The organism is Azoarcus olearius, from assembly GCF_001682385.1.
Taxonomy (GTDB): domain Bacteria; phylum Pseudomonadota; class Gammaproteobacteria; order Burkholderiales; family Rhodocyclaceae; genus Azoarcus; species Azoarcus olearius.
The window spans coordinates 2,061,125-2,073,680 of the sequence record NZ_CP016210.1; the positions used below are offsets into that span (position 1 = coordinate 2,061,125).

At 71.7% G+C, this 12,556-nt stretch carries 6 protein-coding genes; 5 read left to right on the forward strand and 1 reads right to left on the reverse strand.

The window, feature by feature from the left end; all coding sequences use genetic code 11:
• Position 1: 1 nt before the first annotated feature.
• From dqs_RS09550 to dqs_RS09570, 5 genes are all read left to right on the forward strand, one after another.
• Positions 2-1,099 carry a DNA topoisomerase IB gene (locus dqs_RS09550; RefSeq protein ID WP_011765528.1) on the forward strand — a complete coding sequence of 366 codons (1,098 nt, stop codon included), beginning with the start codon at positions 2-4 and terminating at the stop codon, positions 1,097-1,099.
• Positions 1,096-2,913 carry a 1,4-alpha-glucan branching enzyme gene (gene glgB, locus dqs_RS09555; RefSeq protein ID WP_065340315.1) on the forward strand — a complete coding sequence of 606 codons (1,818 nt, stop codon included), beginning with the start codon at positions 1,096-1,098 and terminating at the stop codon, positions 2,911-2,913. Before dqs_RS09550 ends, glgB begins: the two co-directional genes overlap by 4 nt.
• A 106-nt stretch (positions 2,914-3,019) precedes the next feature.
• Complete coding sequence (locus dqs_RS09560) at positions 3,020-4,234, forward strand: glucose-1-phosphate adenylyltransferase (protein ID WP_011765530.1); 1,215 nt, start codon at positions 3,020-3,022, stop codon at positions 4,232-4,234.
• Positions 4,231-6,291 (forward strand): malto-oligosyltrehalose trehalohydrolase, encoded by a 2,061-nt coding sequence (gene treZ / locus dqs_RS09565; protein ID WP_179948024.1) that lies wholly within the window; start codon positions 4,231-4,233, stop codon positions 6,289-6,291. Before dqs_RS09560 ends, treZ begins: the two co-directional genes overlap by 4 nt.
• Positions 6,292-6,316: 25 nt before the next feature.
• A complete protein-coding gene (locus dqs_RS09570; RefSeq protein ID WP_065340316.1) occupies positions 6,317-11,521 on the forward strand; it encodes a malto-oligosyltrehalose synthase in 5,205 nt (1,734 codons plus the stop codon).
• 3 nt (positions 11,522-11,524) lie between these two features.
• Here the strand turns inward: dqs_RS09570 and dqs_RS09575 are convergent, their stop codons facing one another.
• Complete coding sequence (locus dqs_RS09575; protein WP_065340317.1) at positions 11,525-12,496, reverse strand: glucokinase; 972 nt, start codon at positions 12,494-12,496, stop codon at positions 11,525-11,527.
• Between the last annotated feature and the right edge of the window lie 60 nt (positions 12,497-12,556).

Below are 12,556 nucleotides of genomic sequence, written 5' to 3' on the forward strand. Positions count from 1 at the left end.
CATGGCCACCGTCTCCACCGCAGAACTGCAAAGCCGCTACCTGCGCCGCGAACCGCTGGCCGAAGGCGGCTTCCGCTATCTGCGCCCGGACGGCCGGCCCTACCGCAACCGCGCCGGGCTCGCGCGCATCGCCGCGCTGGCGGTGCCGCCGGCCTACACCGAGGTCTATGTCAGCCCCGACCCGGAAGCTGCGCTGCAGGCCTTCGGCCGCGACGCCAGCGGCCGCCTGCAATACCGCTACCACCCGGACTTCGTGCTCGAGAACGCGATGCGCAAGTGGCGCCGGCTGGCGCGCTTCGCGGGCGCGCTGCCGCGCCTGCGCGAGCGCATCGGCGCCGACCTGCGCCGCGCCGGGCTGCCGCGGCAGAAGGTGCTGGCGCTGCTGGTGCGGCTGCTCGACCGCATCTATCTGCGCGTGGGCAACGCGAGCTATGCGCGCCGCTACCGCAGCTACGGCCTTACCACGCTGCGCAAGCGCCACGTGCGGGTGGAGGGCAGCCGCGTGGTGTTCCATTACCGCGGCAAGCACGGCGTGGAGCAGCAGCAGACGCTGCGCGACCGCGGCATCGCCAACGCGCTGGCGCGGCTGCTGGAGCTGCCGGGGCAGGCCCTGTTCCAGTACCTGGACGACGAGGGCGGCCGCCATCCGGTGCGCGCCGAAGACCTCAACGCCTACCTGCGCGAGGCGATGGGGCCCTTTACCGCCAAGGATTTCCGCACCTGGGGCGGCACGTTGAAGGCGGCCGAATACCTCGCCGCGGCGGGGCCGGTGGAGAACGAGCGGCTGGCGGGGCGGATGCTCGCCAAGTGCGTGCGCGCGGTGGCGGCCGAACTCGGCAACACCGCCGCGGTGACGCGCTCCAGCTACATCTGCCCGGTGATCTTCGACCTCTACCTTGCCGGCAGCGTGCTCGACGACTACGGCGCGGCCAGCGACGAGGAGAGCGGCCTGTCCGCTGGCGAGGCGGCGCTGCGGCGCATGCTGTCGCGCGCGCTGTCGGTGCGCCAGCGCCGCCGCCCGCAGGCGGAGGCCGAGCCGGCCCCGCCGCGCGTCGCGCGTGCGCCGATGCCGGTTGCGGCCGTGGGGCTGTACCTATGAACGGCCCCGACTTCGCGCCCCCCGGCCCAGCGCCCACCGGCGGCCGCCACTACGCCGGCATGGGCGCGCGCCCGGTGACGGTGGACGGGCTGGCCGGCACGCGCTTTCGCGTATGGGCGCCGCACGCGCGTGCGGTGGCGGTGGCGCTGGCGCCTGGCAACGAGCGCGCCGCGCTGTATGCAGGCGCCGACGGCCTGTGGGAAGGCTTCGTGCCCGGCGTCGGCCACGGCGTCAGCTACGCCTTCCGCATCGAGAGCGCGCGCGGCGAGGTGCTCGCCAAGGCCGACCCCTATGCCAGCGCTTGCGAACTGCCGCCCGGCATCGGCTCGCGGGTGTGGGACCTCGCCTACCGCTGGTGGGACGCCGAGTGGATGCGCGCCCGCGCCGGGCGACGGGCGGCCGACGCGCCGCTGTCGATCTACGAGGTGCATCTCGGCTCCTGGCGCGCGGCCGAGGCGGGCGAGCGCTTCGCCGGCTACCGCCGCAGCGCCGACGAACTGGCGCCCTACCTGATGCGGCTGGGTTTCACCCATGTGGAGCTGATGCCGCTGGTGGAGCACGGCGACTATGGCGACTGGGGCTACCGCAGCGGCAGCCGCTTTGCGCCGAGTGCGCGCTACGGCACGCCGCAGGACCTGATGTACCTGGTCGACCGCCTGCATCAGGCCGGGCTGGGCGTGATCCTCGACTGGGTGCCGGCGAGTTTTCCGGCGGAGTCGCACGGGCTGGTGCGCTTCGACGGCACGCCGCTGTACGAGGGCGGTCGCGCCCGCGCCGAGGGCGACGAGATCGCTTTCGACCTCACCGATGACGCGGTCGCCGCCTTCCTGATCGACAGCGCGCTGTACTGGCTGGACACCTACCACATCGACGGCCTGCGGCTGTCCGGCGTGGATCGCCTGCTGCGCGGGCAGCCGGGCGCCGACGACTTCCTGCGCTGGCTGACGCGCTGCATCCATGCCGAACACCCGGGCGTGATGGTGATCGCCGAGGCGGACGAGGCCGACGAGGCCTTGCGCACCGCGCTGACCCGCCCCGAGGCCGTGGGCGGCTATGGCTGCGACCTCGCCTGGAACCTGGCGTGGGTGCACGACGCGCTCGACTACTTCGTGCGCGACCCCGGCCAGCGCCACTACCACCAGGGCAAGCTGATGGACGCCGCGGCCGGCGCGGCCGCGGCGCGCTCGGTGCTGCCGCTGGCGCACGCCGAGGTGGTGTATGGACGCCGCGCGCTGCTGGAAAAGCAGCGCGGCGACTCGTGGCAGAAACGCGCCAGCCTGCGCGCGCTGTTCGGCCTGATGTGGGCTTTTCCGGGCCGCAAGCTGCTGTTCATGGGCGGCGAACTCGGCGTTGCCTGCGAGTGGGACCCGCGCGGCTGCCTCGACTGGTCGCTGGAAAACACGCCGGCCAACGCCGCCATCCAGCGCTGGGTGGCCGACCTCAACCATCACTACCGCGCTCACCCCGCGCTGCATGCCGGTGATGCCGCGCCCGGCGGGCTGGAGTGGGTGGCGGCGAACGACGCCAGCGACAGCGTGCTCGCCTTCCTGCGCCGGCCGGCGCGCGAAGAGGAGCCGACGCTGCTGGTGGCCTGCAACCTGACCCTGCTGCCGCGCTTCGACCACGCGCTCGGCGTGTCGCGCGGGGGCTGGTGGACCGAGTTGCTGAACAGCGACGCCGGAGCCTACGGCGGCAGCGGACTCGGCAATCAGGGCGGGCTGGCTGCCCAGGAGGTGGATTGGCACGGCCAGCGCCACGCCCTCGCGCTGACCCTTCCACCGCTGTCGGTGGTGTTTCTGGAGAGCCCGCGATGAACCCGGCGGAGAGGGAAGCCCCGATTCCGGTTCAGGGACGCGCGGCGTTCGACGATTCCTCCGCGCGCGGCGTCCGCCGCGCCGGGGCGTTTTCTGGAGGTGAAACATGATTGCCGGCAAGTCCGTACTCGCATTCGTCATGGCCGGTGGGGAGGGCAGCCGCCTTCACCCGCTGACCGCCGAGCGCTCCAAGCCCTCGGTGCCGTTCAATGGCCGCCACCGTATCGTGGACTTCGTGCTGTCCAACCTCGTCAATTCCGAGATCTACTCCATCTACCTGCTGGTGCAGTACAAGTCGCAGTCGCTGATCGAGCACATCCGCCGTTCGTGGGTGCTGACGCCGCTGATTCCGCACCACTTCATCACCGTGGTGCCGCCGCAGATGCAGTGCGGGCCGGAGTGGTTCCAGGGCACCGCCGATTCGGTGTACCAGAACCTGCACCTGATCGACCTGATCAAGCCCGACCTGGTGGTGGTGTTCGGCGCCGACCATGTGTACCGGATGGATATCCGTCAGATGGTGCAGTACCACGTCGATACCCATGCCGACGCGACCGTGGCGGCAATTCCGATTCCGCTCGAGCAGGTCAGCTCGTTCGGCATCATCCGCACCGACTCCGCCGGCCGCATCCGCGACTTCCAGGAAAAGCCGCAGAGCGCCGAGCCGATGCCCAACCGTCCCGGGGTGGCGCTGGCCTCGATGGGCAATTACGTTTTCTCCACCGACGTGCTGGTCGACGCGCTGACCCGTGCCCACTCGAAGGGCGGGCACGACTTCGGCAAGAACCTGCTGCCGGCGATGTGCGAGTCGCACCGGCTGATGGCCTACGACTTCTCCAGCAACCGCGTGCCCGGCATCCGCGACTTCGAGGACGCGAGCTACTGGCGCGACGTCGGCACCATCGATGCCTATTACGCGGCGCATTTCGACACCCTGGGCGAGTGCCCGGCGTTCTGCATGTCCAATCCGCGCTGGCCGATCTACGCTGCGCCGGACCAGACCGAGGCCGCCCAGGTGCATGACGGCCACATCCGCAGCGCCTCGCTCGGCGCCGGCGTGCTGGTCCGTCGCGCCACCATCGAACGCTCGCTGATCCGCCGCGAAGTGGTAGTGGAGGAGGGCGCCGAGGTGGCCGACTCCATCGTCATGGACCGCACGGTGATCGGGGCCGGGGCGAAGATCCGCCGCGCCATCATCGACCAGAACAACTTCATCCCGCCCGGCATGCGCATCGGCTACGACCGCGAGGCCGACCGCGCCCGCTTCCATGTCACTGACAGCGGCATCGTGGTGGTTGCAAAAGGACAGTTGAAGCCATGAGAAGCCCCACCCGCAGCACGCCGCCCCACCTCAACGCCGCGTCGCGCCGGGGGCCGGATCCACTCGCCAACGCCCCGCAGGCGCGCATGCCCGATGCGCGCGCGCCGGGCACCCAGCCGCGCCGCGGCAGTGGTGGCGCCCATGGCCGCAGCCAGTTCGGCAAGAGCGGCTGGCGGCCCAACGAGGCCGGGCACGGGCGCGACGCGGCCAGCGGCGCGGCCACGGTGCACTGGATGCACCGCATGCCCTTCGGCCCGCGCCTGGTGGAAGAACACAACATCCACGCCGGCTACCGCTTCCGCCTGTGGGCTCCGGCCGAAAAGGCCGTGGAGGTGGTGCTGCACCAGCCCGACGGCGAATGCAGTTACCACCCCTGCGCGAAGTCAGACGGCTGGCACAGCTGCAAGATACCCACCGCGCGCCCGGGCGACCGCTACAGCTTCCGCCTCGACGGCCAGCTCGAGGTGCCGGACCCCGCCTCGCGCTACAACCCGGACGGCGTGCACGGCCCCAGCGTGCTGGTCGATCCCACCACCTTCGCGTGGGATGCGGGCTGGAGCGGGCGGCCGTGGGAGGCGGCGGTGATCTACGAGCTGCACGTGGGCACCTTCACCGCGGAAGGCACCTATGCCGCCGCCGAGGCGCGGCTGGACGAACTCGCCGCGCTCGGCATCACCGCGATCGAGCTGATGCCGCTGGCGGAGTTTTCCGGCGCGCGCGGCTGGGGCTACGACGGCGTGCTGCCGTATGCGCCCAAGGCCGCCTACGGCACGCCCGATGCGCTCAAGCACTTCATCCAGGCGGCCCACCGCCGCGGGCTGATGGTGATGCTGGACGTGGTCTACAACCACTTCGGCCCCGACGGCAACTACCTGCATGTGTATGCACCGCAGTTCTTCAGCCAACACTACGAGACGCCGTGGGGCGCGGCGATCGACTTCGAGAGCCCGTATTCGGCCCACGTGCGCGAATTCTTCATCCACAACGCCCTGTACTGGCTGGAGGAATACCGCTTCGACGGCCTGCGCCTGGATGCGGTGCACGGCATCTTCGACCGCTCCAACCCGCACATCCTGGAAGAGCTGTCCTCACGTGCGCGCATGCGCCTGGCCGATCGCCGCATCCACCTGGTGGTGGAGAACGTCGACAACACCGCCAGCCGCCTCGGCCGCCCCGGGCTTGGGGGGCATTACGAAGCGCAGTGGAACGACGACTTCCACCACGCCGCCCACGTGCTGCTGACCGGCGAGCACGACGGCTATTACGCCGACTTTGCCGAGCGTCCGGTGCAGTTGCTGGTGCGCTGCCTCGCCGAGGGGTTCGCGTTCCAGGGCGAGCACTCCGCCTTCCACGACGCCCCGCGCGGCGAACCGAGCAGCGCGCTGCCCGCCACCGCGTTCGTCAATTTCCTGCAGAACCACGACCAGATCGGCAACCGCGCGCTCGGCGAGCGGCTGACGACACTGACCGATTCGCGCCGCCTGCGCGCGCTGGTCGCAATCCAGCTGCTGGCGCCTTCGCCGCCGCTGATCTTCATGGGCGAGGAGGCCGGCGCCACCACGCCCTTCCTGTTCTTCTGCGACTACCCCGGCGAGCTGGCGAAGGCGGTGCGCGAAGGCCGCCAGCGCGAGTTCGCGGCCTTCATGCAGTTCCACGGCGAGGATGGGGCGCAACTGCCCGATCCGTGTGGCGAAGAGAGCTTCGCGCGCAGCAAGCTCGACTGGGGCGCGCGGGGCGACCCGCCTGCGCGCGAGTGGCTGGCGCTGTATCGCGAACTGCTGGCGCAGCGCCACGCGGTGGTGGTGCCGCGGGTGGCGGGCGTGGTGCCCGGCCGCAGCACCTGGCACCTGTTCGGCGAGCGCACTTTCGAGGTGCGCTGGGTGGGGGTGGACGGCGGCGCGCTGGTGATGCGCGCCAACCTCGACGATCTCACCTCGCCGCTGCTGCCGGCGCTGGAAGCGGCGCCGTTTGCCGCGGTGGGCAGCGATTCCGGCCCCGACCGCCTGGGGCCGTGGGCGGTGCAGTGCTACCTGCTGCCGGGCGCGGGGCAGGGCTGAAGCGGATGCGGCGCGGAGGAGAGCGATGAGCAACAGCGCGATCGAGGCCTTGTGCGGCCATCTCGGCATCGACCTGGCCTACGAGGACGCCTGGGGCCGCCGTCACGAGGTGGATGAGGACACGCGGCGCGCGTTGCTCGCCGCGCTCGGCCATCCGCTGGAGGAAGGGCGCGCCGAACAGCACGCCGCCTGCGAGCTGGAGCGCCTGCGCGAGGTGGCCGCGGCACGCGTGCTGCCGCCACTGCTGGTGCTGGAAGGGGTGGCAGCGCCGCTGGTGCTGCATCCGCGGCTGCCGGCGGCGCTGGTCGGCCAGACACTGTGGTGGCGCATCGCGCTGGAAGGCGGCGGCGAGCGGCGCGGCCGTGTCGCCGCACGGACGCGTGAAGGCGCCGGCGAGGCGGGAGCGGACGGCGAACGGGTCGAGGCCGAGCTGACCATCGGCATCGAGCTGGGGCAGGGTTATCACCGCCTCAGCCTCTTCGAGCACGCCACCTCGTCCCACGCCTTTGCCGAGGTCGGGCTGGCGGTCTGCCCGCCCACCTGCCACCCGGCGCCCTCGGGCCGGCTGTGGGGGCCATCGGTGCAGGTGTATGCGCTGCGCTCGGCGCGCGACTGGGGCATGGGCGACTTCGGCGACCTGCGCCGGCTGGTGGATATCGCCGCCGATGCCGGCGCCCACTTCGTCGGCGTCAATCCGCTGCATGCGCTGTTCCCGCACGAGCCGGAACGCGCCAGCCCGTACAGCCCTTCGAGCCGCGAATGGCTCAACGTGCTGTACCTCGACATCGAAGCGATGCGCGACTTCGGCGAGTGCGCCGCCGCGGGCGAAAAGGTGGGGGCGGCGGCGTTCCGCGCGCGGCTCGACGCGCTGCGCGCGCGCACCCTGATCGACTACAACGGCGTGGCGCAGGCCAAGTTCGAGGTGCTGGAACTGCTGTACCGCCATTTCCGCGCGATGCACCTGGAGCGCGATACCCAGCGCGCCGGCCAGTTCCGCGACTTCCAGCGCGAGGGCGGGCGCAGCCTGCGCCTGCATGCCTTGTTCGACGCGCTGCAGACGCACTTCCACGCCGGCGACCCGGCGATCTGGGGCTGGACGACCTGGCCCGAGGCCTATCGCGACCCCGACGGCGCCGCGGTGGAGACCTTCGCCGCCGATAACGAGCAGCGCATCGAATTCTTCGAATACCTGCAATGGCAGGCCGCGCTGCAGTTGCAGGCGGTGGCCTCGCGGGCGCGGGCGCGCGGCATGCGCGTGGGCCTGTACCGCGACCTCGCCGTGGGCGTGAACGAGGGCGGCTCCGAAACCTGGGCCCGCCGCAGCCTGCACGCCTTCGGCGCCCACGCCGGCGCGCCGCCGGACGAACTCAACGCCAACGGCCAGGACTGGGGCTTTCCGCCGCAGATTCCGCAGCAGCTGGCGGACCAGGGCTACGCACCGTTTCTCGCGGTGCTGCGGGCCAACATGCGCCACGCGGGCGCGCTGCGCATCGACCATGTGATGAGCCTGATGCGGCTGTTCTGGCTGCCGGTGGCGCGCAACCGGCCGGGCGAGGAGGGCGAGGAAGCGCGCCAGCGCGGCGCCTACGTCGCCTACCCGATGCACGACCTGTTCCGCCTGCTGTGCCTGGAAAGCCGGCGCGAGCGCTGCGTGGTGATCGGCGAGGACCTGGGCATCGTGCCGCAGGCGATCCGCGAGGCGATGGCGCGGCACGGCCTGCTGTCCTACCGGCCGCTGTATTTCCAGCATGCCGACGGCGGCGGCTTCCGCCGTCCCGATGCGTGGCCGCAGGACGCGCTCGCGGTGGTCGGCACCCACGACCTGCCCACGCTGCGCGGCTACTGGGCCGGCCACGACATCGACCTGCGCGAGGCGCTGGGCATGTACCGCGAGCCCGGCCTGCGCGAGCGCCAGGCCGAACAGCGTCGCGCCGACTGCCGCGCGCTGCTCGATGCGCTGGGCGGCGAGGCGCTGCTCGCGCCGGGCGACGAGCCGCCCGGCGGCGATGAAGGCGGCGGCCTCGCACCGGCGGTGTATCGCTACATCGCGCGCACGCCGTCGGCGATGGTGGCGGTTCAGCTGGAAGACGTGCTGGCGCAGCTGGAGGCCACCAACCTGCCGGGCACCAGCGAGACCACCCAGCCCAACTGGCGGCGCCGGCTCGACGCGGCGCTGGCGGACCTTGCCGCCGACGCGCGCTGGCTGGCGGTGAGCAGCGCGATCAACACCGAGCGCCCGAGCGCGCCGCTGCCGGTCAGCGGCGGCCCGCCCGACTTCCGTCCCGAGCTGGCCGACGTGCCGCGCGCCACCTACCGGCTGCAGTTCAACGGCGACTTCGGCTTCGCCGCCGCCACCGACGTGCTGCCCTATCTCGCCGCGCTCGGCATCAGCCATGTGTACGCCGCGCCCTTCCTGAAGGCGCGGCCCGGCAGCCGCCATGGCTACGACATCGTCGATCACCAGGCGGTGAACCCCGAGATCGGCAGCGACGAGGACTTCGATCGCTACTGCGCGCGGCTGGCCGAACTCGGCCTCGGGCAGGTGCTGGACGTGGTGCCCAACCACGTCGGCGTGCTCGGCGGCGACAACGAATGGTGGCTGGACGTCCTGGAGAACGGCCCGGCGTCGCACTTTGCCGACCACTTCGACATCGACTGGGAGCCCCCTTTCGCCGAACTGCGCGGCAAGGTGCTGCTGCCGGTGCTGGGCGACCAGTACGGGCTGGTGCTGGAGGCGGGCGAACTGGAGCTCAGCTTCTCGCCGGAACGCGGCAGCTTCTGCGTGCGCTACTACGAGCACCGCTTCCCGATCGACCCGTGCGACTACCCGGAAATCCTCGCCGCGGGCGCCGCCGATCCGCTCCCTCCCCTGCAAGGAGAGAGCCGGGGCGGGGAGGGGGCTAGCGCGGGCGCCTCAAGTACATCCGAACCCAGTCTCGAACTCGCCACCCTGCTTGCCGCGCTGCGGCGGCTGCCGCCGCGCGACACCGCCGATCCGGAAGCGCTCGCCGAGCGGCGACGCGACAAGGAGACCTTCAAGCGCCACCTCGCCGAGCTGTACGCCCGCCTGCCGGCGTTGCAGGCCCAGGTGGCGGCGGGGCTGGCGGCCTATCGCGGACACGTCGGCGAGCCCGAGAGCTTCGATGCGCTCGATCACCTGCTGCAACGCCAGGCCTACCGGCTGGCCTCGTGGCGGGTGGCGGCGGACGACATCAACTACCGCCGCTTCTTCGACGTGAACGACCTTGCCGCGCTGCGGATGGAAAACGACGCGGTGTTCGAGGCCACGCACGCGCGCATCTTCGACTGGGTTGCGCAGGGCCGCGTGTCCGGCCTGCGCATCGACCACCCGGACGGGCTGGCCGACCCCGCGGCCTACTTCGAGCGCCTGCAGACCCGCTACGGCGAGGTGGCCGGCGGCGGTCTCGCGCCGCCGCGCGCGCTGTACGTGGTGGTGGAAAAGATCCTCGGCGAGTTCGAAGGGCTGCCGGCGGACTGGCCGGTGCACGGCGGCACCGGCTACCGCTTCGCCAACCTGGTGAACAACCTCTTCGTCGATCCGGCGCAGGAGTCGCGCTTCACGCGCATCTACCGCGCCTTTACCGGCGAGATGCGGGATTTCGCCGAGGTGCTGGTCGAATCCAAGCAGCTGATCATGACCCATTCGCTGCCGGGCGAACTCGGCAGCCTCGCCTACATGCTGTACGACATCGCGCAGCACGACCGCCGCACGCGCGACTTCACCCGCAGCCGCCTGCGTGGCGCGCTGGCCGAGGTGATTGCGGCGTTTCCGGTCTATCGCAGCTACATCGGCCCGCGCGGCGTGGGCGAGGACGACCGCCGCTACGTGGAGCGGGCGGTGGAGGCGGCGGTGGCGCGCGGGCTGGCGGGCGATGCGTCGGTGCTGCATTTCGTGCGCGAGGTGCTGCTGTCGGCGCCGATCGAACCGCGCCCCGAGCTGCGCCGGCTGAAGCTGCGCTTCGTGCGCCGCTTCCAGCAATTCACCGCGCCGGTGATGGCGAAGGCGATGGAAGACACCGCCTTCTACCGCTACAACCGGCTGGTGTCGCTCAACGACGTCGGCGGCGATCCGCGCACCTTCGGCGTGGGCGTGGAGGACTTCCACCTCGCCAACGAGGCGCTCGCCTGCGGCCATCCGTTCGGCCTGCTCGCCACCTCCACGCACGACAGCAAACGCTCGGAGGACGTGCGCGCGCGCATCAGCGTGCTCTCCGAGATGCCCGGCGCGTGGCGGCTGGCGCTGCGGCGCTGGGGGCGGCTCAACGCGCGCCGCAAGCAGCGGGTGAACGACGAGCCGGCGCCCTCGGCCAACGACGAATACCTGCTGTACCAGACCCTGCTCGGGGTGTGGCCGCTGGGGGCGATGGACACGTCCGCGACCGCGCAGCTCGCCGAACGGGTGGAGGCCTACATGCTGAAGGCCGCGCGCGAAGCCAAGCGTCACACCAGCTGGATGAACCCGGACGCCGGCTACGAGGCCGCGCTGACCGCCTTCGTGCGGCGGCTGTTCGTTCCCGACGGCGGCTTTCTCGCGGATTTCCTGCCCTTCCAGGCCACGGTTGCGCGCTTCGGCATCTACAACAGCCTGAACATGCTGCTGCTCAAGCTCGCCGCGCCCGGCGTGCCCGACATCTACCAGGGCTGCGAGGACTGGAACTTCAGCCTGGTGGACCCGGACAACCGCCGTCCGGTGGATTTCGCCGCCGCGGCGGCCCGTTTCGAGGCCCTGCGCGACGAGTTTCCCGACGGCGCGGGGCCGGCCGAGCTGCTGAACCTGCTCGACAACGCCGAGGATGGCCGCATCAAGCTCTACCTGCTGTGGCGCGGGCTGATGCTGCGCCAGGCCTTTGAACGCACGCTACGCGGCGGACGTTATGTGCCGCTGGACGTGGAAGGCCCGGCGGCGCGCCATGTGGTGGCGTTTGCGCGGGTGCGCGGCGAAGAGCGCGTGGTGGTGATCGCCACCCGGCTGCTGTATGGCTTTGCCGGCGGCGACGCCGGGCGGGTGCTGATGCCCGAAGCCTGGGCGGGCAACACCGTGGTGCTGCCCTGGCACGGCCTGCATCTGCGCGACGCGCTGTGCGGGCGTGAGCTGTGGGTCGGCCACGGCGGCGGGGAAGGTGGCCCCGGCCACGGCATCGACCTCGGCACCGTGTTCGACCCGCTGCCGTTCGCGCTGCTGGTGGCTGAAGGCGGAGGCGAGCGCTAGATGTCAGGCGGTCGGCAGCAGATCCGTGGCCGCGCGCGCTGCGCCGAGCAGCGGCAGCTTGTCGTCCACCACCAGGTGCACCGGCATCTGCGTCATCAGCGCGCCGTGCGGCGCCTTGTCGCGGAAGGCAGCGAGAAAGCGTGCCGCCGCGGCTGGCGCGGGGAGCAGCCGCGGGCCGATGCCGCCGGTCAGATACACCCCGCCGCGCGCCAGCGTCGCGAGGGCGAAGTCGCCCGCCACCGCGCCATAGCTGTCGAGGAACAGGTCGATCGCGTGGCGCGCGTGCAGGTTGCCTTCCACCGCCCGCTCCCATACGAGTTCGCCGCAGGGGCCGGTACTCGCGCGGGTCTCGGCCAGCCACTCGTAGATGCGCCCGAGGCCGGGACCGGAAACCACGTGCTCCACGCTCAGCCGGCCGCTTCCGGCGCGCAGCTGGCGCCACAGCGCGAGCTGCTCCTCGTTGCGCGGCGCGTAGCCGACGTGGCCGCCTTCGCCTGGCACCACCACCACGCCGTTCGCCGTCGGCACCCGCAGCGCCACGCCCAGCCCCGAGCCGGCGCCGATCACCAGCTGTGGCGCCGTGGAAAGTGCGGGCGCGGGCTGCAGCGGCAGGCAACCGTCGCCGCCGAGGTCGCCGATGCCGAGCGCGCTCGCCTCGAAGTCGTTGAGCAGCCGCACCGGCGCGCCGCCCAGTACGCTGCGCAGTGGGCCCGGGCCGATGTACCAGTCGAGATTGGTCATATGCACGCCGTCCGGCCCCACCGGGCCGGCGATGCCGAACCCGGCGACGGTGAGCTCCACCGCTTCGCCGCGCGCGGCCGCCGCTTTGGCCAGGAAGTCGTCGACCAGTTCGCCGAAGCCCGGCCACTCGCGGTTTTCGTAACGTCGTACCAGCTTGATGTGGATCGCGCCGCCGCGTGCCTCGGCGAGGCCGAGCAGGCTCTTGGTGGCGCCGATGTCTCCGCACAGGATCATGGTGTCCGTCCTTGGGTTGTCACAGGCAGCGGCGGCGTGATGCGCGCCGGCTGCGGGAGG

What these genes read in the sequence shown, in the direction of transcription:
- dqs_RS09560 (WP_011765530.1), top strand. Translation starts at nt 3,020, where the DNA reads ATGATTGCCGGCAAGTCCGTACTCGCATTCGTCATGGCCGGTGGGGAG.
- dqs_RS09550 (WP_011765528.1), top strand. Translation starts at nt 2, where the DNA reads ATGGCCACCGTCTCCACCGCAGAACTGCAAAGCCGCTACCTGCGCCGC.
- treZ (WP_179948024.1), top strand. Translation starts at nt 4,231, where the DNA reads ATGAGAAGCCCCACCCGCAGCACGCCGCCCCACCTCAACGCCGCGTCG.
- glgB (WP_065340315.1), top strand. Translation starts at nt 1,096, where the DNA reads ATGAACGGCCCCGACTTCGCGCCCCCCGGCCCAGCGCCCACCGGCGGC.
- dqs_RS09570 (WP_065340316.1), top strand. Translation starts at nt 6,317, where the DNA reads ATGAGCAACAGCGCGATCGAGGCCTTGTGCGGCCATCTCGGCATCGAC.
- dqs_RS09575 (WP_065340317.1), bottom strand. Translation starts at nt 12,496, where the DNA reads ATGATCCTGTGCGGAGACATCGGCGCCACCAAGAGCCTGCTCGGCCTC.